19 protein-coding genes are annotated in these 21,030 nt (G+C 45.1%); 10 read left to right on the top strand and 9 right to left on the bottom strand.

Annotated features, from left to right (window positions below):
* The first annotated feature begins 75 nt into the window (after positions 1 to 75).
* The 7 genes from AC0VYG_RS19640 (at position 76) to AC0VYG_RS19610 (ending at position 7,497) form a co-directional block, all read left to right on the top strand.
* A complete protein-coding gene (locus AC0VYG_RS19640) occupies positions 76 to 555 on the top strand; it encodes an FKBP-type peptidyl-prolyl cis-trans isomerase (RefSeq protein WP_475429590.1) in 480 nt (159 codons plus the stop codon).
* Between the two features lie 236 nt (positions 556 to 791).
* Positions 792 to 1,166, top strand: coding sequence for a hypothetical protein (locus tag AC0VYG_RS19635; RefSeq protein ID WP_475429589.1), 375 nt, complete (start codon positions 792 to 794; stop codon positions 1,164 to 1,166).
* Positions 1,163 to 2,539, top strand: coding sequence for a class II fumarate hydratase (locus AC0VYG_RS19630; RefSeq protein ID WP_475429588.1), 1,377 nt, complete (start codon positions 1,163 to 1,165; stop codon positions 2,537 to 2,539). Before AC0VYG_RS19635 ends, AC0VYG_RS19630 begins: the two co-directional genes overlap by 4 nt.
* Before the next feature lie 331 nt (positions 2,540 to 2,870).
* Positions 2,871 to 3,359 (top strand): MarR family winged helix-turn-helix transcriptional regulator, encoded by a 489-nt coding sequence (locus AC0VYG_RS19625; RefSeq protein WP_475429587.1) that lies wholly within the window; start codon positions 2,871 to 2,873, stop codon positions 3,357 to 3,359.
* Complete coding sequence (locus AC0VYG_RS19620; protein WP_475429586.1) at positions 3,353 to 4,789, top strand: efflux transporter outer membrane subunit; 1,437 nt, start codon at positions 3,353 to 3,355, stop codon at positions 4,787 to 4,789. The genes AC0VYG_RS19625 and AC0VYG_RS19620 overlap by 7 nt, the downstream gene beginning before the upstream one ends.
* Positions 4,790 to 4,803: 14 nt before the next feature.
* Complete coding sequence (locus AC0VYG_RS19615) at positions 4,804 to 5,991, top strand: EmrA/EmrK family multidrug efflux transporter periplasmic adaptor subunit (RefSeq protein ID WP_475429585.1); 1,188 nt, start codon at positions 4,804 to 4,806, stop codon at positions 5,989 to 5,991.
* A 9-nt stretch (positions 5,992 to 6,000) separates the two neighbouring features.
* On the top strand, positions 6,001 to 7,497 hold the full coding sequence (locus AC0VYG_RS19610; protein ID WP_475429584.1) for a DHA2 family efflux MFS transporter permease subunit: 1,497 nt from the start codon (positions 6,001 to 6,003) through the stop codon (positions 7,495 to 7,497).
* 90 nt (positions 7,498 to 7,587) lie between these two features.
* On the opposite strand, the gene AC0VYG_RS19605 is transcribed toward AC0VYG_RS19610, so the two are convergent.
* Positions 7,588 to 8,043 carry a GNAT family N-acetyltransferase gene (locus AC0VYG_RS19605; protein ID WP_475429583.1) on the bottom strand — a complete coding sequence of 152 codons (456 nt, stop codon included), beginning with the start codon at positions 8,041 to 8,043 and terminating at the stop codon, positions 7,588 to 7,590.
* Between the two features lie 167 nt (positions 8,044 to 8,210).
* On the opposite strand from AC0VYG_RS19605, the gene AC0VYG_RS19600 reads away from it, so the two are divergent.
* Positions 8,211 to 8,639, top strand: coding sequence for a GNAT family N-acetyltransferase (locus tag AC0VYG_RS19600; protein ID WP_475429582.1), 429 nt, complete (start codon positions 8,211 to 8,213; stop codon positions 8,637 to 8,639).
* Here the strand turns inward: AC0VYG_RS19600 and AC0VYG_RS19595 are convergent.
* The 6 genes from AC0VYG_RS19595 to AC0VYG_RS19570 all read right to left on the bottom strand — a co-directional run bounded on the left by AC0VYG_RS19595 (position 8,630) and on the right by AC0VYG_RS19570 (position 15,919).
* Complete coding sequence (locus AC0VYG_RS19595; protein WP_475429581.1) at positions 8,630 to 10,366, bottom strand: L-rhamnose mutarotase; 1,737 nt, start codon at positions 10,364 to 10,366, stop codon at positions 8,630 to 8,632. The genes AC0VYG_RS19600 and AC0VYG_RS19595 overlap by 10 nt on opposite strands.
* On the bottom strand, positions 10,363 to 11,382 hold the full coding sequence (locus AC0VYG_RS19590) for an ABC transporter permease (RefSeq protein ID WP_475429580.1): 1,020 nt from the start codon (positions 11,380 to 11,382) through the stop codon (positions 10,363 to 10,365). Before AC0VYG_RS19590 ends, AC0VYG_RS19595 begins: the two co-directional genes overlap by 4 nt.
* Position 11,383: 1 nt before the next feature.
* Positions 11,384 to 12,409 (bottom strand): ABC transporter permease, encoded by a 1,026-nt coding sequence (locus tag AC0VYG_RS19585; protein WP_475429579.1) that lies wholly within the window; start codon positions 12,407 to 12,409, stop codon positions 11,384 to 11,386.
* Entirely contained in the window at positions 12,406 to 13,908 is a 1,503-nt protein-coding gene (locus AC0VYG_RS19580) for a sugar ABC transporter ATP-binding protein (protein WP_475429578.1), read from the bottom strand. Before AC0VYG_RS19580 ends, AC0VYG_RS19585 begins: the two co-directional genes overlap by 4 nt.
* Before the next feature lie 171 nt (positions 13,909 to 14,079).
* A complete protein-coding gene (gene rhaS, locus AC0VYG_RS19575) occupies positions 14,080 to 15,072 on the bottom strand; it encodes a rhamnose ABC transporter substrate-binding protein (RefSeq protein WP_475429577.1) in 993 nt (330 codons plus the stop codon).
* Between the two features lie 64 nt (positions 15,073 to 15,136).
* Positions 15,137 to 15,919 (bottom strand): DeoR/GlpR family DNA-binding transcription regulator, encoded by a 783-nt coding sequence (locus AC0VYG_RS19570; RefSeq protein WP_475429576.1) that lies wholly within the window; start codon positions 15,917 to 15,919, stop codon positions 15,137 to 15,139.
* Positions 15,920 to 16,116: 197 nt separating this feature from the next.
* Here AC0VYG_RS19570 and AC0VYG_RS19565 point away from each other — a divergent pair, with 197 nt between their 5' ends.
* Positions 16,117 to 18,213 carry a bifunctional rhamnulose-1-phosphate aldolase/short-chain dehydrogenase gene (locus AC0VYG_RS19565; RefSeq protein WP_475429575.1) on the top strand — a complete coding sequence of 699 codons (2,097 nt, stop codon included), beginning with the start codon at positions 16,117 to 16,119 and terminating at the stop codon, positions 18,211 to 18,213.
* A gap of 57 nt (positions 18,214 to 18,270) precedes the next feature.
* Positions 18,271 to 19,563, top strand: a complete 1,293-nt coding sequence (gene rhaI, locus AC0VYG_RS19560) for an L-rhamnose catabolism isomerase (RefSeq protein WP_475429574.1) — start codon at positions 18,271 to 18,273, stop codon at positions 19,561 to 19,563.
* Between the two features lie 93 nt (positions 19,564 to 19,656).
* Here the strand turns inward: rhaI and AC0VYG_RS19555 are convergent, their stop codons facing one another.
* Together AC0VYG_RS19555 and AC0VYG_RS19550 are read right to left on the bottom strand one after the other, a co-directional pair.
* Positions 19,657 to 19,923, bottom strand: a complete 267-nt coding sequence (locus tag AC0VYG_RS19555; protein WP_475429573.1) for a DUF3820 family protein — start codon at positions 19,921 to 19,923, stop codon at positions 19,657 to 19,659.
* Between the two features lie 64 nt (positions 19,924 to 19,987).
* Positions 19,988 to 20,872 (bottom strand): LysR family transcriptional regulator, encoded by an 885-nt coding sequence (locus tag AC0VYG_RS19550; protein WP_475429572.1) that lies wholly within the window; start codon positions 20,870 to 20,872, stop codon positions 19,988 to 19,990.
* Positions 20,873 to 21,030 lie beyond the last annotated feature (158 nt).

Here is a 21,030-nt window from a genome sequence, read left to right as displayed (position 1 = left end):
TCTACGGAACTTCTATAATGTTGCGCAAAATACGCAATGGTATTTATCAGGCTGATTTATTTTAGAGGAAAAAGCATGTCAATTGCAGACAATCAAGTTGTCACGTTTCACTACACACTTCGTCATGGTGACGAACTGATCGAAACATCCGCAGGTAAAGATCCCATTTCCTACCTGCATGGCCACAGTAATGTGATTCCTGGCCTTGAAAAAGCCATGGAAGGAAAAGAGGCGGGTGCTGAGTTTGAAGTCACGGTTCCTATGGCTGAAGCGTATGGGGAACGTTATGAAGACCGTCAACAACAAGTGCCAGTAAAACACCTCCAAGGAGCTAAGCGTTGGAAGCCAGGTATGGTTGCGATGGTTCAGACTGATCAAGGGGCACGCCAGGTAACCATTATCAAGGCTGGTCTTAAACATGCCACAGTGGATTTGAATCATCCTCTGTCAGGTAAGGATTTGACGTTCAATGTTGAAATTGTAGAAACGCGTGAGGCGACGGATGATGAAATAGCACACGGTCATGCTCACGGTGTGGGAGGTCATCACCACTAAGCGTGGTTATCCCGCTCATTCTTTGCAAAATGGACAAAATAAACCACCAGCTGTGATGTCGATAGTACATTGCTCTGGTGGTTTTTTTTATGGGACATATTGATGATGAGTGAATAGTTGTCAGAGATCATGCGTGCACTAAAAATAAATGATAATTGTTATTGTTTGCTTGACAGGCCAATAATTCGATAACATTATTGATAATCATTATCATCTTAATAGTGCAGGACAAGATTATGAGCCGTCATATAGTGCCTTTCTCCGTGTTTGAGCAAATGATTCAAGGTGGACAATGTGCCGATACCCCACAAGTACTTTATCGTTACCTTGATATAAGTGAAGAGTACGCTGAGCGACTGAATATAAATGATGCGATGTCTTTGCATCAGCGCGTATTTAATGTTTTGCTTGATACAGTGTGCGATACCAGCTTGGCGATCTACTGGCGCGAAACCTGTTTAGATATGTTGTATCGTCCTTTAGGGAATTTAAAGCGTCTTATTATTACCTACCAAGATGCTAAGTCCTATTTCAAACTGGAACATGATCTGCGCACGCTGAGTCACTACTTTCTTTCCACCTTACAACAAGAAGGCAATGAATCAAGATGAAAACGCGTATTGAAAAAGACAGTATGGGGGAGCTAAGTGTTCCAGAAAGTGCCCTGTATGGTGCTCAAACACAGCGAGCCATTAACAACTTTCCGATTAGCGGTGAGCCGCTACCAGAAGCCTTTATTCGAGCTTTGATTACCCTAAAAGCCGCCGCTGCTCGGGCGAATCAGTCCCTTGAGTGCATCACACCCGAGATGTCTGTAGCGATTCAGGCCGCTTGTGATGAACTGCTCAATGATCAGGCGATGATGACTCACTTTCCTATCGATGTATTCCAGACCGGTTCTGGCACCAGTACTAATATGAATGCGAATGAAGTGATCGCGACGCTGGCAACCCGTCATTTGGGTGAAAAAGTGAGCCCGAACGATCACGTAAACTATGGGCAAAGCAGTAATGATATTATTCCAACCACCATTCATGTGAGCGCTTCAATAGAGTTGCTTGGGCATTTAATACCTGCTATTACCCATTTGAAAAAGGTGATTGAAGAGAAGGGAGACTCTCTTGCTGGTTATACCAAAACAGGTCGTACCCATTTAATGGATGCCATGCCTGTGCGTTTTGACCAAACCTTTCATGGCTGGGCGGCACAATTGCAAGACAACTTAGATAATCTAAGGTACATAGAAGGTAAGATTACGCAATTAGCTCAAGGTGGCACGGCTGTTGGCACTGGTATTAATGCCCATCCAGAATTCGCGGCGGTATTTGCCAAAGAACTATCGGATTTGACCCATATTACCTTTGAGCCAGGAAAGAACTTCTTTGCCTTAATTGGCTCTCAAGATACAGCGGTTGCATTATCGGGTCAGCTGAAAGCGGTTGCTGTTACCTATATGAAAATCGCCAATGATCTGCGCTGGATGAACTCTGGTCCGTTGGCTGGCTTAGGTGAAATTACGCTGCAAGCGTTGCAGCCTGGTTCATCCATTATGCCTGGAAAGGTTAACCCGGTGATTCCAGAAGCCACGGCGATGGTGGCGGCTCAGGTAATCGGTAACGATGCCGCTATCACCATTGGTGGACAAGCAGGCAATTTTGAACTGAATGTTATGTTGCCTATGATCGCCAAAAACTTGCTTAACAGCATTAAATTATTAGCCAATAGTGCCTATCTTCTGGCAGATAATGCCATTTCGACCCTAACTGTCAACGAAGACAAGCTCAATGATGCCCTGCATCGTAATCCTATCTTGGTAACCGCCTTGAATCCGATTATTGGCTACCTTAAAGCGGCAGACATTGCCAAAAAAGCATACAAAGAAGGCCGACCAGTGGTAGATGTCGCTGAAGAAGACACTGACTTAAGCCGGGAGGAACTGCTTGCTTTGCTTGATCCCGCTAAGCTGACACAGGGGGGAATATAGGGCTTCTTCGCTCTGCCACTCCTGGACTTACGACCTCTTAAAAGGTCTTTATTTGGTTCTTCCCTTACCAAATAGAGAAAAAACCAGCGTCACTCTGCTGGTTTTTTTTCCTCTCTATCTAGGTTTTTTCTTGCTACTTGCCCATGGGGAAATAGCGTCGATTTATGGGTAAAAAATGAACTGAATGTGTACTAAATAATAAAGTTTTTAGGGGACGTCATAGACCGTTAGTTAGAGATTGACTGTGGATAGAGAGGAATGAAATAATTTACTTGTCTATGCAACTATTGCATAGTCATTTAATTCCATCCACATTCTGATCAAACCAACTATGACGCCAATTGAACAACAAATTAATGAGCAACTATTTTCCAGTATTGGTTTTTTGCTCAGTAAGTCGACTCATATAAAGGATCGTCTTCTTGACCAATACTTGGCTCCAGAAGAGATTACTTCCAGTCAAGCTAAGGTGATTTTTATACTCTACTTTATGGGAACCCAGCGCTCTTCTTATATTAGTAAGGCATTGGGGGTTGATGGCAGTTCGGTGACGCGAATGTTGGATCGTTTAGAAAAAAAGCAACTTATTAAGCGAGAGACGGACCCCGAAGACCGTCGCTCTGTTTTGATTCAATTAACGGAAGAGGGGCTTACTGTGACAGCTAAGACACTCCCCTTAGCTCATGATGCGATAGTTCATTTAACCGACTGTTTATCGACACAAGAACAGCAAAATCTTCAGCATTGTTTAAGCAAAATAGTCAGCTCTTTTCTCTCAGAAGAGTGCGTAATGTCTAAATACAAGGGTGCAAAATGTTAAAGTTAGCAAAAATTACTACGTTTATGTCGTTATGCTTTCTCTATGGCTGTGCGCCACCAGCAAATATTAAAACGCACAATATCATGGATGGTGATGCTCTCATCAAAAACGCGAGCAACCTACAAACAAAGAATTTGTACTCTGCTAATTGGCCCGCCCAGTCTTGGTGGCTGTCATTGGACGATGCTCAGTTGAATCGGCTGATTAATCTGGCGTTAAAGCACAGTCCCGATATTCAAATGGCCAACGCAAGTTTAGAAAAAGCGTCGGCTTATGTGATGGCGGCAGACAGTAAATTTGACCCAGTGGTTTCTGCGAATGCAGGTGTGACTCGCTCGCGTTTGTCCCGTATACAAGACCCTGCCTACCAAGGAAGTAAGTACGCAACTGTCTATAATCTTGGCTTAAATATGAACTACTCTTTTGATTTATGGGGTGGGAATAAAGCCGCTTGGATTGCCAGTGTCAATCAGCAAAAAGCCGCTGAGGTGGATCATCAAGCTGCAAAAATCAATTTATCTTCGGCGATTATCCGCACCTATGTACAGCTGGCGAATGCATACTCGTTAGAAGATCTGGCCAAAGAAGATCTTAAGCGAACACAGCGCATTGTGTCCATCACTAAGAAACTTTTGAAAAGTGGTTTAACATCCGACGACCATCTATACACGGCACAAAGTAATGAGGCTTCTGCTAAGCAGGTCTTGAAGCAGCGTATTTTGTCAATTCAGCTATTGAAAAACGCCTTAGCTACTTTGGTAGGAGAAGGCCCCGATCTTGCCAGTACCATAAAGCGTCCTAGTGTCGAAATGGGAAGCAAGCTGAATTTACCGCAACAATTGCCGGCGAACCTAATGGCACATCGTCCAGACATCGTAGCGGCAAAATGGCGTGTCGAAGCGGCAAGTAAGGATATTGATGTGGCTAAGACTCGTTTTTATCCTAATATAAATTTAAGTGCGGCGGCAGGTTTTAAAGCAGTTGCGGGGGATTCATTCTTTGGCGAGCCAAGCCGTTCTTGGAGCGTTGGCCCAGCGATTTCCTTACCTTTATTTACGAAAGATCTGAAAGCCAATTTGATTAATAAAACAGCGTCTTATGACGCGGCGGTTGCCCAATACAATAAGATCATTACTAAAGCGTTTGGGGATATAACCAACAACGTTTTATCGATTAAATCCATCAATGAGCAAATAAAAGACGCACAAAAAAGTCTCCAGTTAGCCTCCAAAAGCTACCATATAACCGAAAAACGTTACCAGTCAGGTATGGGGAGTCAGCTAGAAGTGCTGCTCATTGAAAATCAATTACTGCAAGCTGAATCGGTCGTCACCCAATTAAAAAACCAACTGCAAGAGCAGCAAGTCGCCTTGATTGAGGCGTTAGGTGGTGGCTTTGAAGATAAATCGACTTCTGTTTCTCAACATTGATGGTGAACCAAATTATGCAAGACAATGACAACACAGCGACACCAAAGAAAAGCCAACGCAAGAAGAGTTTAATGATCTTTCTTGGCATTATTATCTTGGGTGCGATCGGAGCAATCGGGTATTACGAAGAATATGTTGTGGGTAATGCAACAACAGACGACGCGTATGTAAAGGGTAACATCGTTTCTATTACGCCAGAAACCGTGGGTACCGTCACAGAAATTGCTGCAGATAACGGTGATTTTGTACAAAAAGGGCAGGTGTTGGTAAGGTTCGATCAAACCGATGCTGACCTGCAGTTTGAAAATGCGAAAGCACAATTAGCCCAAGCGGTTCGAAAAGTACGGGCTATGTTCAATAATGTGACGCAAGCTGAAGCTGTGGTTGAAGCCAATAAGATCGCCCTACACAAAGCACAAAGAGACTATGATCGCCGGAAAAACATGGTTAAAGCAGGTGGCTTGTCTCAAGAAGACTTAAGCCATGCAAAAGACATGGTGGAGTCTGCTCAAACCCAACTAAATGTGGCGAAGGAGCAGTTGAAGGCTCAAGCATCCATGATATCTGGTACCACTGTCGAAACGCATCCTATTGTTTTATCAGCCATTTCAGCGTTGAAACAGGCTTATCTAAATAAGCAGCGCACGAGCATTGTAGCCCCTGTCACCGGTTATGTGGCCCGCCGTCAAGTACAGTTAGGGCAACGTGTCTCACCAAACTCTACTTTAATGGCCGTCGTACCTCTTAATGAAGTGTGGGTCGATGCTAACTTTAAAGAAACGCAATTGGATAGTATGCGTATTGGTCAGCCTGTGACTTTAGTGAGTGATCTTTATGGCGATAAGGTGGTTTACCACGGTTCGGTTGAAAGTTTAGGTATCGGCACTGGCAGCGCGTTTTCTGTGTTACCTGCGCAAAATGCGACGGGTAACTGGATTAAAATTGTCCAACGTTTACCTGTTCGTATCAAGCTGGATACCAATGATCTAGCCGCCCATCCTCTGCGTATTGGTTTGTCGATGAATGTCGATGTGGATACCGCCAATCAAACTGGCAAATTGTTATCGACGAGCAGCCCTAAAAAGCCGCGCTATGAAACCAATGTCTACCAGAAGCAGATGGAAAACGTCCAGCAGATCATCAGCCAAATTATTAAAGACAATGATCCCCAGCTTAACCATGCACCTAAAAACAAGTCGTAAGGGTGATCTATGAGCCAACAAGAAGGGTTTCGACCAGCGAATATGGCGCTTTGTGTGTTCGCCATTGCGCTGGGGGTATTTATGCAGGTGTTGGATACCACTATTGCCAACGTCGCTTTGCCGACCATTTCTGGCAATATGGGGGTCAGTTTTACTCAAGGTACTTGGGTTATAACATCGTTTACCGTTTGTAATGCCATCGGCTTGCCGATTACCTCTTGGTTGAGTCGTCGATTTGGTGAAGTGGAGCTCTATATTGGGGCTTTGTTATGCTTTATTACGACGTCATTCATGTGTGGCATCTCGCAAAACATGGCGGAGATTGTGGTTTTTCGAGCCCTGCAAGGTTTAGCGGCGGCCCCGTTGTTCCCAATGAGCCAAGTGTTGTTGATGTCGATCTTCCCGCGAGCAAAGCGTGGGATGGCCTTGGCTTTGATTGGTATGGTGGCCGTTGTTGGTCCGATCGTTGGGCCAATATTAGGTGGATGGTTAACCTATAATTACAGTTGGCCGTGGATTTTCTTTATTAATATCCCTGTTGGTATTTTTTCCATCGTGGTGATTTTGGCTCAGTTTAAAGATCGTCCGCAGGAAAAAACCAAACCGAAACTGGATATAGTTGGTTTAGTGTCCATGGCCCTTGGGGTTGGTGCACTGCAAATTGTATTAGACAAAGGGAATGATTTAGATTGGTTTTCCAATAACTGGATTATTGCTGGTTCAATCTTTTCAGCCATCATGTTGATCTTTATGGTGATTTGGGAATTAACTGACGAACATCCAGCCATTAATCTGCGTCTGTTTGCTAACCGCAATTTTTGTGTTGGTACCATTTTGTTGACGCTCGGTTTTGGTGGATTTTTCAGCATCAACCTTATTCTTCCCCAATGGCTGCAAACCCAGATGGGTTATACCGCATTATGGGCGGGTCTGGCAGCAGCACCAATGGGGGTATTACCACTGCTGATGTCACCCCTTCTGGGGAAATTTGGGCATAAACTTGATATGCGTTGGTTAGCGGCTAGCTCATTTGTGGTGATTGGTATTAGCTGTTATTGGCGGGCACGCTTTAATCTGGACGTGAATTTCGCCACAGTGGCTTTAGTTCAGTTATTTATGGGGTTAGGAATAGGGTTATTCTTCATGCCCATGACGACCATTTTGATGGCGGATTTAAATGGTCATGAAATTGCCGATGGTGCTTCTCTATCCACTTTTATTCGAACCTTGGGGGCGAGCTTTTCCTCTTCTCTCACCGCATGGATATGGGCACGTAACTCCAGTGTTCACCATTCGCTGTTGAGTGAAAATATCTCGCCATATAACCCATTGGTGGCGCAACAACTTCAACACCCAACGGTAGAAAACTTGTTGCAACTTAATCAAACGGTGACGTCACAAGGGTTAATGCTGTCGACGATTGATCTGTTTGCAATGCTGACGGTTTTATTCCTATTCCTCACGCCTTTTATTTTCTTTACGAAAAAAGCGGCGAGTGGTCATTAGAACAGTATGTAACCGAACGCTCTCATTTCTCGACCCAGAAATTGAGAGCGTTTTACTGTGCTGACTGACTCTCTCTAATAGGTGCTGAAGTTACAGCGTTTTGCTCATAAAGACGCTGTGGGGATCGAGCTTGTAGTCGGAAAATGGCCCGCATTCGGTGAAACCGTACTTTTGGTAGAGCCTTCTTGCAGGTTCAAAGAAACTCTGTGAGCCTGTTTCTAAACTGATTTTCGTCATTCCTTGTTCCGTGGCGGTATGCAAAATATGTTGCAGAAGTGAAGAGGCCACTCCTTTATTCCGAGCGGCGTTGCTAGTGCGCATGGATTTGATCTCGCCGTGGTTTTCATCTAACTGTTTGAGGGCGCCACAGCCAAGTAATTGATCGTTTTCCCACACTGTCCAGAAGGTAATATTGGGCTTTTTTAATCCACTTAAATCCAGAGCATGAACACTTTCTGCGGGAGACGTAGCATGCATGTCATTTAGATGCTCAGTCAATAACTGTGCGATTTCTGGGCCAGACAAATCATCGACTTGAATATTCATAGATGTCCTTACGCATTATTTTCTTGGTGTATATGGTTTTCTTATCGAACGGCTTGATTCGTAACAAATATAATGCTTATCTTGGGTTCTTTCTACAACTTCGTTAAATTACAAGCAACAACACGACATTTTTGCACTGATGAGCAAAAAGAGGAGTCCGAATAACGATGGGTTTGATTTTACGACTCGCCAGCATAAAAGATGCCGATTGTTTATTTGAATGGCGCAATGACCCTGATACAAGAAAGGCAAGTCATTCAACTGATCGGATTGAAGTGGCCGATCATATGCAGTGGTTAAAAGCGTCCTTGTGCAACCCAAATAGACGCTTGTATGTTGTCGAGAAAAAGCATGTTCCCGTTGGCACTGTTAGAGCGGACTTTGATAACGGTACTTGGACCTTGTCTTGGTCCGTTTCCCCCCGCTATCGAGGTAAGGGAATCGCCTCCCAAATGCTAGCGCAGGCGGTTGAAGAATTTAACGAACCGCTTGTTGCCGAGGTAAAAGCACATAATATTGCGTCAATCAAAGTGGCGCAACGGGCAGGCTTTATTTTGCAGCGAGAGCAGGAGGGAGTGTTGTACTTTCAACGCTGATCTTGTTCCTGACTATGATCTATTGTGTGTGATGCCATAAAAGACGCTAGATGTTGAAGCCACTTGGTCTTATAGTGTTGGCTTAAAGTCATCAACTCATGATTCGGGATAATAGAGATGTTTGGGTGCTGTGCAGTCAGTGATCTAATGGACAACATAGCAGTACCAAATGACGTGCCTGTGGCGTCCGTTGACTGGTAGATCGTTGAGTCTGGACGTAGAGCCGCTAGACATTCCAAATAAAAGCGGTTTTCACTAAAGGCCCCTTCCACATAAATATCCTTTGCAGCATGGCTAAGATCCAGGCAATAGTCCGACACCAGAGCGACATAAATGTCCGCCAATGCCGATTTATGGCCTTCAGTGAGCAATTTTTCCTCCCCTAATATTTTACCTTCGAACACTTTAAACGGGCCTCCCTGATGGGCAAAGCAGGGTAGAGCAAATACCTGCGAAGTGAGCACATGGAAAACATCTTCGAGAGAGGATGGTGTATCGCCCCTTAGTTGCTCCCATTCTCGACCACCCATAAAACGAATTGTCGGTGTGGCGTGGTTGTTCACATCCACATTGGCCAACATGTCTTTTTCTTCTTCCATACCAGAAAGTTGCCCATTGATGGTGGCTATAATGGTCCAGGTGCCGCTGGAAACGACTGTCGTTGGCTTTTTCAATTGGTCGATATAAGGTACCAGTGACGCGTTGCTATCATGAATACCGTTATACACCAAGCAACTTTTAGGTAGACCAAGTTCTTCCACAAGGCTTTTCTTTATCTTACCAATTACATTGCCGGAGGTGGATAAGGCTGGGAATAACGTATCCCAACCCATGGACTTAGCAAGGCTCGAAAAGTCGCGTTCCGTTGGGTTCCATAGATCCGTATGACAGCCTAATGAGGTGACTTCACTCACGGCTTTACCTGTTAGCTTGTGCGCCCAATATTGTGGGTAGGTCAGCAAACAATCCACATTGGCAAAGGTTTGAGGAAAGCGCTTACTGAGCCAATAAAGCTGCGCGCCTAGATTGAGGCCCGCAGGCAGTTCTGGGCTATAGGTTTCGCTGAATTCAGGGCGCAACGCTGAGTACTCGTTACGGTATTCGTTAATCGCCTCATATTCATAATCTAAAATTGGTAGAGCCAATTCATCGCCGGATAGACAGGCGATGGTTGCGCCATGAGTGGTGATACAAATATGCTGGATATCATGATCCGTGGTCATTTGAGGAATGGTCTTCTTTATCCATGCCCAAATAGCACCGGTATCTGCATGGGGGTAATTGCCTTCGATATTCGGCTGATTCTGAGTCTTTTGAATGCCTTGGCATTGACCCGTAGCCGGATCAATCAAACAGAGTTTAACATTGGTTTTGCCAATATCGAGTACCAAAATGCTGGCGATTTTCAGTGCTCTTTCGTTAAAGGTAAATACATTGGTTAGGGGAGTGGAAATGGGCTCAAAGGAGGCATCTTTGGTTTCCATAATGTCGGCCATGTATTCCCACCAACGTTGCATCACAGGATGCTCAGATAATTTTTCCGTGTCCAAACTGTCCGCTTCAAAGCTGGCGAATAACTGCCCAGTTTCTTCAAGCAAGTAGATGCGATAATTAAAAATACCGCAATCAATTAGGTGCTGGGCAAGTTCAGGCCAAAGCGTATCATGACGACGTTTGTATTCGGCTTCGTAACCTGGGTAAAGCTGCATAACGGCGGTGTATTTCATGATGTCTTTGCCCTGTGATGTTTGATTTTGGCGATAATGACGGGGATGCTAACCACAGAGATCAACATGACACCGATAATAATGCTCATGACAATGCCTGGAATATTGACAAGACTAAGTCCGAACGTGACAAAGCCCATCAAAATAACGGCAATAACAACACCAAAAATACTGCCGCTACCGCCCAAAATACTCACGCCACCTAGCACCACCATCGTAATAATGCTCAGCTCCCAGCCCATAGCGATGCTTGGCCGCGTACTGCCTAAACGTGAGGTGAGTAAAACCGAGGCGATGCCGGAGAAAACACCCACCAAGATAAACAGAATGAGCTTGTGTTTGTTAACGGAAATGCCTGAGTAGTAGGCTGCCGTGTCGTTATTGCCAATGGCATAGGTGAAGCGACCGAAATTGGTTTTGTGCAAAAGAACATAGAAGGCAATAGCACAGATGACAAACAACACCAATTCAAAGGAAAACACCCAGTATACGTAGCCTTGACCAAAGAAAGAGAAGCCATCGGGATAATGCTTAACAACTTTATTCCCTAGCAAAATATAGCCAATACCACGAAATAAACTCATGGTACCAATCGTGACGACGATGGATGGCAAACTAAAATAAGTCACCAAAAGACCGTTTACCAGACCGCAAGCGGCGCCGACCAAAATACCGACCACCACAATTGAGTACAAAGGCCAGCCTTGTTGTGCTAATAATCCCATAATCACACTCGATAGAGCCATGATAGACGCCACGGATATATCGATTTCCTTGGCGATAATCAACATGGCCATGGGCAATGCGATTAACGCTTTTTCGGTAAAGTTAAAGGTGGCATCGGATAAACTCCATGGGTTGAGGAAGTAGGGTGATGCCAGTGAGTTACCAATAAAAACCAGTACAAGAACCAATAACAATAGGCTTTCCCACTTGAGTAAGTAGTGCGTTAGGCGTCGTGGTAAAAAGTCGGGCACCATCGCAAGGGAAGGGTTTTGCTTAGTTGAATTGTCCATATCAGGCCTCCTTAGAGTGAGTGCTCAGAGCGCTGTTCGGCGTCTCTGTTTGGGGCTTTTTTCGCAGGATGCGCCTGCCTTGCGAACGTTCAGAGCGGGAATTTGCAATCACCGCGATGATGATAACAAAACCTGAAATTGCCATTTGCCAGAAAGGTGAAACGCCAATAATGGGTAAAGCGTTGTTCACCACACCAATAAAGAGTGCACCTAGAATACAGCCAATGACACTGCCAATGCCGCCCATGATGCTGATGCCACCAATTACGCAGGCGGCGACCACTTGCAGCTCAAAACCATTCGCCACATCCACATAGGCCACTGCGAAGCGCGACACCCATAAATAACCACAAAGACCTGACAGTAAGCCAGATACTAAAAAGGCATGAAATTGTACCTTACCCACATTTATCCCTGTGTAAAACGCCGCTCTTGGGTTGCCCCCAGCGGTAAAGAAATGTCGCCCCCATTGGCTATAACGCAAGGAAAAAAACATCACTAAAGCGATAACAAAAGCGATCCAACTCAGGTGAGGAATACCGAACAGTGTGGCTCTTGGTAGATTGATAAAAGCGGGGCTCATTTGTTCTGAGTTGACCCAAGCGCCGTTGGTTAATAGAAAGGTCATACCGCGGTAGATGCTCATGGTCCCCAGCGTCACCACAATGGATGGCACGTCAAGAAGCCGTACAAACAGGCCGTTGATCATGCCTAACCCCGAGCCAATGACCATGGCAATCAGCATTAAGACAGGAATTGGCAAATCAGGGTGCGCGGTATTGAACAGCGCAACCACCATACCAGTAAAGGCGACATTGGCCGCTACGGATAAGTCGATACAGCGGGTTAGAATCACCAGCATCTGACCTAATGCCAGAATAATCAGAATCGATGTGTCGTTAAAAATCGACGCTAAGTTGGAGGCCATTAAAAAGCTGGGCTTGATGGTACCCACCAGTAACAAAAGTATGAGGATAATCAACGCTAGTAACAGCTCACGTTTTTTCATCAGTAAGGAAACATTCATACATGACCTCCTGTTGCCATGGAGACAACACGTTCAGGCGTGGCAATCTCTCGGTCTAATTCGCCAACCATTAATCCTTCATGCATCACCAGTACTCGATCTGACATCCCCAGAATCTCTGGCAACTCAGATGACACCATAATGACGGCTAAGCCTGCTTGGGCGAGCTCTGAAATAAACTGGTGTACTGCGGCTTTGGAGCCAATGTCGATGCCTTTGGTTGGCTCATCCAAAATGATGACGTCTGGTTGGGTTGCGAGCCATTTGGCAATCACCACTTTTTGCTGATTCCCGCCGGAGAGATTTTCGACGGGTTCGTTCCAGCAGCTGGTTTTTATTTGTAATCTCTGGCCAAACTCGCGAGAGAGTTTGAGTTCGCGCCTTTCATTAAGAAAGCCCAAAGGATTCAATGAATGCATTTGCGGCAAACTGATATTTTGGAAAATCGGTAAGTCCAGCACGACACCTTGTTTTTGACGTTCTTCAGGCACATAGACAATGCCTGAACGAATGGCGTCTCTTGGCGAGCGGATGAGGGTGGTTTCATTGTTGATTTTCACTTCGCCCGTGACCCGCTTGGTGATACCAAAGAGCGCTTGCATGACTTCCGTACGACCTGATCCGACCAAACCATAAACCCCTAAAATCTCTCCTCTGTGCAGGGTGAAATTGATATCGTGGAATTCAGTGGGGTGGCTAAGATGGCAGACTTCCAATACCACATCACCAATTTCGGCGTCTTCTTTTGGGTACGCCTCTTTCACACTTCGTGCCACCATCATTTCGACTAATTCGTCTTCTGTGGTGTCTTTAATAAAGCCTTCACCAATATATTTGCCATCGCGGAATACCGTATAACGGTCGGCTAGGGCGAAAATTTCGTCAAACTTATGGGTAATAAAAAGGATGGCTTTGCCTTCGCTTTTTAGCTGTTCAACAATATCGTATAACTCACGAATTTCATGATGCGAGAGGGCGGCTGTTGGCTCGTCGAGCACGACGACTTTAGCATCGATGGAAAGTGCACGAGCAATGGCGACCATGTGTTTTTGACCGATGCTTAACTCGCGTAATATGGCTTTTGGGTCAATCGACGCTTTAATGGAGTGTAAAATGGCTTTTGAATCCGCATAGAGCTTTTCCCAGTCGATACGCTTTGTCGTTGATTTAGTGGGATAGTTACCGACAAAAATATTTTCAGCAACAGACAACTCGTCGAATAAGACAGTCTCTTGGTGAATGGCCGTGATGCCTAATTTGTGGGAATCGTAGGGTGACGCTAAGGTGATAGCCTTGTCTTGAAAACGAATTTCACCACCGTCTGGTTGGTAGATACCTGTCATCGTTTTTACTAAGGTGGATTTGCCTGCGCCGTTCTCACCGATTAAGGCGGTCACTTGTCCAGGGTAAAGATCTAGATTCACATCATCTAGGGCTTTCACACCGGGAAACGTCTTGCTTACATGTCTTAGAGAAAAAACAGCATTGTTCATTGTCATAAGCTTGCTCTTATTTTTATAAGCTGACAGTGAATCGTATAACAAACGCGTACGCTTACTTACGATCCTTTCTTGTTATTAGTTTGCTCGCGTGCTGTACACTAGAAGAGTAAAGCACGCGATCTGTTTCTCTTGTATTTAGATACAATTTAGTAGAGTTAGATCGTAGGGTTAGAAAATCTTCGCGAATTTATCGACGTTAGAGGCATCGTAAACGAATGGATCCGCCATGGCAGCGGTGCCGTCTTTATTGATTTTCAATGTACCCATACGACCTATTGGACGTTCTGTTTTAGTGCCTATTCCTTTTACAAGATCATAAGAAACCATTGTGGCTACATAGCCTAGGTCAATCGGATTCCAGATGGCGAAGCTATGAACGGCACCACTGTGAACGTGACCGGCAAGCTCAGAAGGCAACCCAAGACCTGTTACATACACTTTACCGATAAGACCCATGTCGCTAACCGCTTGTGCTGCTGCCAAGATACCCACTGTGGTAGGTGCCACGATCACGTCTAGATCTGGATGGTTTTTAATAAGGGCTTTGGCTTCCCGGAAACTTTTATCGGCGAGGTCGTCACCGTAAACCGTGTCGACCAATTGAAGGTTTGGAAAGTCTTTCAAGGATTTTTTCATTTCCTTGATCCAGATATTTTGGTTGGTGGAGGTGGGAGTGGCACTTAAGATCGCGAATTTACCAGAGGTTTTGCCTTTGGCTTTGATCGCATCCATAGCAAGCTTATCGCACATTCGACCAATTAGGGCATTGCTGGATGGGTTGATATGAATCTCGCGACCCGGTTTGGCCACACCTGAATCCCATGAGATGACCTTGATACCACGGCGTCGCGCTTTTTCTAAGACGGGAACAAGTGCATCCGCATCGTTTGCAGAGATCGCAATGGCATCGACGTGCTGAGCGATAAGGGAGTTGATGATTTCGATTTGGCCTTCTGCTGTGGTGGAGGTTGGACCTGTATAAATGATTTTGGTGTCGCCAAGCTGGTTCGCTGCTTCCTCCGCACCTTTATAAGCGGCTTCGAAGAAACCAATGCCCAGTGCTTTTACCACTAGAGCAATACGTACTTCTTTAGCCTGTGCTTGAGCCGCAAAGATCAGGGAGGCACACAGTACGACGATCGAAAAAATACTTTTCTTCATTGTTATTCTCCAAGAGCACGTCCGATTACCACCTTAGAGTCAAGTCCAGAGGATCGAGCGCGATTTATTGTTTTTGTTTTTTTACAATGATTAAGCGGCATCCCACCGCTTCAATCATTTCTTTACTCTTGCTATCAATACCGTCATCGGTGATCACGATATCGATGTGGGACAACGGACAAATGATCATATTTGATCGGTTTTGAAACTTACTGCTATCCACCAACAACACCCGCTGATCGGCCTTATCTATCAGTCTCATCACCGCTTGAACGATCTGAGGGTCCGTTTCCATCACCCCGTGAGAATTGATCCCTTGCGCACCTATAAACAACATATCGGCGTAGGTGTGATTGGAAATGTCCGTTGGGAAAGGACTCAAAATGATGTTCTGTTCCCGATGAATTTTTCCATTCGGCACCGTTACACTGCATTTACTGCGTTTGATTAATTGCTCAGCAATGACAAACGAGTTAGTAAATACCTTCAGCTTCATTGGACGCATAAACTCCGCCATTGCAGAGGTCGTCGTACCACCACTGATCATAATCGACATACTGTTGTCTAATAGATCGACAGCGGCTTTTGCAATCTCCCGCTTGACGTCAGCGTTCAATGACAAATTCACTGAATAGGGGCGACCTAGTAAGCTAGTGTCTGACGGGGGCGTTAGTGCCTCCGCTCCGCCACGTACTTTTCTAAGCTTTTCCATTTTATGCAGTTCATTAATGTCTCGACGTATGGTGGCTTCCGATGCCCCCAGTGTTTCCACTAGATGCTGAACGGTCACAACGGGTCGAGATTCCACTTCAGACAAGATGACTCTGTGTCTTTCAATTTCGTGCATATTCAATCCTCAGAAACTAATATAGACAATTATAAATCATTTTCAATCAAAATATTTAAAAAATGTTTGATAATGATTGAAAATGATTTAATAATATAAGCTATCAATCATTCTAACCCGCTGGTTGTTCATAACAAAAATAAAATCATTTGCTCTGTAGCAACAAGGGCAAATTAGGCTGATAAAAGAGGTTTTTCATGTCTAAGATTAACAATCAAATCGAAAATAAGTGGGACGATACGGCTGCAGACGCTATGTCTGACGCACAAAAGCTGCAATATCGATCAAATTTGCTTGGTTCTGATATGCGTGTGACAAACTACGGTGGCGGTAATACGTCCGCTAAGTTAGCGGAAAAAGATCCTCTTACTGGTGAAACGGTGCAAGTTCTTTGGGTAAAAGGCTCCGGCGGGGATATTGGCTCTATGGGATTAGACGGTTTCTCTACTCTTTATCTCGATAAGTTAAATGCTTTGCCGGGGATTTATCGTGGGGAAGCGTTTGAAGACGAAATGGTCGGCTACTTGCCACATTGTACCTTCAATCTTAATACTCGTGCTGCCAGCATCGACACGCCGCTTCATGCCTACCTTCCCTACATACATGTTGACCATCTTCACCCAGACGCGGTGATAGCCATTGCTGCCAGTAAAAATAGCCGTGAGTTAACTGAAATCGTGTTTGAAGGTGACATTGGCTGGCTTCCTTGGCGTCGTCCGGGTTTCCAGCTTGGCTTAGAACTTAAAAAGATAGCTGAGCAACAACCGCATTTGAGTGGTGTGGTATTAGAAGGCCATGGGTTGTTTACTTGGGCGAATGATTGCAAAGCATGTTATGAAACATCGCTACGCATTATCAATAAAGCGCAAGTTTGGTTAGAGAAAACGATGGCGGGTAAAGCGGCATTTAATGGTGCTAAGGTAAACAGCGCCGATGTGGACAAACGTAAGGCTGTTGCTGCCCAGCTTATGCCATTGATTCGTGGTAAAACTAGCGCCCATCAGCGTCAAATTGGTCATTTCAATGACAGTGATGTGGTTCTAGAATTTGTCAATTCCAATCAGCTTGAATCATTAGCACGCTTGGGTACCTCTTGCCCTGATCATTTTCTGCGTACCAAAATTCGTCCATTAGTCTTGGATTACGATCCAGTGACGGATAACCTTGAAGACATTATCGCCAGTTTGGATGACAAATTGGATGTCTATCGTGCGGATTATGCGGCGTATTACAAGCGTTGTAAGCATGATAATAGTCCTGCTATGCGTGATCCCAACCCAGTAATCTATCTAATTCCAGGGGTAGGCATGTTGTCCTTTGCGAAAGACAAAGCCACTGCTCGTATTGCTGGGGAATTCTATGTTAACGCCATCAATGTGATGCGTGGTGCCGAAGGGGTTAGTGAATACGTTGGTTTGCCAGAGCAAGAAGCGTTTGATATCGAATATTGGTTGCTTGAAGAAGCGAAATTACAGCGTATGCCAAAACCAAAATCGCTTGCGGGCCAAATTGCGTTGGTAACGGGGGGAGCAGGTGGTATTGGGCAAGCTACAGCGAAGCGTTTGATTGAGCAGGGGGCAAATGTGGTCTTGTTAGACATTGATCAAGCTGCGCTTACAAGCACCACAGAAAACTTCAAAAAACAATATGGCAAAGATGCGGTAAGCAGCGTCACCATGGATGTAACCAATGAAGCGGATGTCTTAAATGCCTTGGACTTTAGTGCTTTGTCCTTCGGTGGTTTGGATGTTGTGGTATCGAACGCCGGGATAGCCTCTTCTGCACCATTGGACGAAACCTCGTTAGATCTTTGGAATAACAACATGTCGATCTTGTCGACAGGCTATTTTCTTGTGGCTCGCGAGTCGTTCCGTTTAATGAAAAAACAAAAAATGGGCGGCAGTATGGTATTTGTCGCCAGTAAAAATGGTTTGGTGGCGTCTGCAAATGCCAGTGCCTATTGCACTGCCAAAGCGGCAGAGATTCAGTTGGCACGCTGTGTGGCGCTAGAAGGTGCGGAGCATGGCATTCGAGTGAATACGGTAAACCCAGATGCCGTGTTGCGTGGCTCGAAAATTTGGACGGGTAAATGGAAGGAAGAACGCGCCAGCGCCTACAAATTATCAACCGATGAATTGGAAGAACATTACCGCCAGCGCAGTATGTTAAAACGCAATGTGTTCCCTGAAGACATCGCCGAAGCGATTTATTTCTTTGCCTCGAATGCGTCAGAGAAATCGACGGGTAATATCTTGAACGTGGATGCAGGTCATGGACCGTCTTTCACTCGCTAAGCGGTTTCGGTAGTCTGAGACTGATAAGCCAAAACAATAAAAAAGGTAGGTATCCTTATGAAAAAGCTTATTCAAGCGGATCTCGTTGGTGCACATAACCAAAAACGAGAAAACGCCCACCAAAGAGACTTTCAAGCCCTTGGCGAAAAGTTAGATCGTGCGCATGTTGATATTAACGACATTGTGGAAAAAGCCAAAGCTTTCGCGGTGGCCGTGCCTTCTTGGGGGGTGGGCACAGGCGGTACACGTTTCGCGCGCTTTCCGGGTAAAGGTGAACCGCGCAATATTTTTGAAAAGTTAGACGATTGTGCTGTGATTCATCAGCTAAGTGCAGCAACGCCTTCTGTGTCCTTGCATATTCCATGGGATCGCCCAGATGATCCAGCAGAATTGTTGCAATACGCGCAAGATCGTAACCTGTGCTTCGATGCGATGAACTCGAATACTTTCCAAGATCAGGCGGGTCAGCAAGAGTCCTATAAGTTTGGCAGTTTAACCCACAGCCAAAAAGCGGTACGTGAGCAAGCCATTGCCCATAATTTGGAGGTGATTGAGCTGGGTAAAAAACTGGGTTCCAAAGCGTTAACCGTTTGGGTGGGAGATGGTTCTAACTTTCCAGGCCAACAGCATTTCAGACAGGGGTTTGAGCGTTACTTAGAAAGCGCAAAAATCATCTATCAAGGCTTGCCAGATGATTGGAATATGCTACTTGAACATAAGATTTTCGAACCGGCTTTCTACTCAACTGTGATTCAAGATTGGGGCAGTAACTACTTGGCGGCGAAAGAAACGGGTGAGCGTTGTATGTCACTGGTGGATCTTGGGCATCACGCGCCAAACGTCAACATTGAGATGATTGTGAGTCGTTTGGCTCAGTTCGGCAAACTGGGAGGTTTCCATTTTAACGACAGCAAATACGGCGATGATGACCTAGACAGCGGCTCAATTAATCCGTATCAATTATTCTTGATTTTCAATGAGTTGGTGGATATTCAAAATGCAGACACAAGTTTTAATCCGTTCTACATGTTGGATCAATCTCATAATGTGACGGATCCTGCAGAAAGCTTGATGTACAGTGCGTCTGAAGTGCAACGTGCTTTTGTGAAAAGCTTGCTAGTGGATCGTGCGGCACTGCAAGGTTATCAAGATAATAACGATGCTTTAATGGCCCAAGCCACGCTAAAAGCAGCTTATAACTTGGATGTGGAAGCTATTCTGCAAAAAGCGCGCTTGGACAAAGGTGGGGTGATTGATCCTGTGGCTTGCTTCAGAGAAAGCGGCTATCGCGAAATGTGTGCAAAAGAGCGTCCAGAGGATCCAAATAAAACGGGTTCTGGTATCGTTTAAACGAAAACGTATTCTTACATACCCTGAAAGGCCTCTTTTAATAGAGATTAAAAGAGGCCTTTGTTTGTAGACGCTTCGGTTTACTAAATGAGTTTACTCGTCATCAAAACGAATGCGCACTTTCGGCTCGTTCGATTTTTTCTCTTTTGGCAAGCGCAGTGGATCGACCAATTTTTCTAGACCATTGATTTTGATTTCTAATGCCAATTGTAGCCATTGTCCTAAATTGCCACTTGGCCATCCCTCGTGGGCAAACCAAAGTAAGTAGGCTTCTGGCAAATCGATCAGGGTTCGGCCTTGATATTTACCAAACGGCATGGTCTGTCGTGCGACCTGCAGCAGGTCTTGTTGAGAAAACATAGTGGGCCTATTTATATTGTCGTTTGGGCGTATTTAAACATAGGGTCATTTTAAAGGCCAAATCCTAAAATGGCGGATTGTCTTTAAAACATTGGGTCAAGTAGTCGCAGATACTTTGCAGTTTAGGGGAGGTTTGTCGTACCTTTGGATACACCAACCAGACGCCGCTGTAAGGATACTGATATTGCGGTAGGAGAGCGATTAACCTGCCCGACGCTAATTCGTCGGCGACATAATAATCCGGTAATTGGGCAATACCTAAGCCTTTTTTGACCGCATCCAAAAGAGCTGGCCCCGAGTTGCTGCGCCAATTACTGGAGATTTTCACCTCTTTACGCTGGCCGTCTTGTTGAAACAGCCAATGGGTTTTTGAGCCGATTAAGCAGCGGTGTTTATTTAACTCGGATAGGGTGTGGGGCATACCATGTTGATCAACATATTCCCGTGACGCGCACAGATGCTCGGCCCGGTCACATAAGCGTCTTGATAAATGGCTGGAGTCTTTTAAGGCACCCATGCGGATAGCAAGGTCATAACCTTCTTCAATTAAATCCACCTCACGGTTGGTTAGATGAAAATCCAATTCTATCTTTGGGTATTTGAGCAAAAAGTCGTTGATGATAGGCGCGATGTAACGCTCGCCAAAGGTGGTCGCGCAAGTCATTTTGAAGGGGCCAATCGGGGCTTGGTTAAGAGTGGATATGACTTCTTCAGCGTTACTTAATGCTTCGGGTAAACTGCGACAGTGTTGGTAATAGAGCTCGCCAGCTTCGCTTAAACGAATGCGTCTTGTGGTGCGAAATAGTAGGGTGGTACCCAGCTCGTTTTCTAAGTGCGTGATTAAGCGGCTGATGTGAGACGCCGAAACGTCGAGTTTGATTGCTGCCGCTGAAAAACTGCCTTGTCTGACGACTTCGACAAAGGCTTCCATCGCTTCCCAGTTCTTCATGTGTCCACTCTCATCTTCACGTGTATTGATCGTGTTATATTATAACAATATAGCTTTGTATGGGAATTATTATTGCAGTATGACAATAATGATTTTCTAAAATAGGCATTATCGTCTTAATCATTAGCGTCTACACTGTGGAAACTGAAAGGGATGAA

Source organism: Marinomonas sp. 63XJN7_7_ISO-PGPR-S23-202 (genome assembly GCF_056173505.1).
Note: the sequence above shows the minus strand (reverse complement) of the source record. Positions and strands in the feature narration are given on the sequence as shown.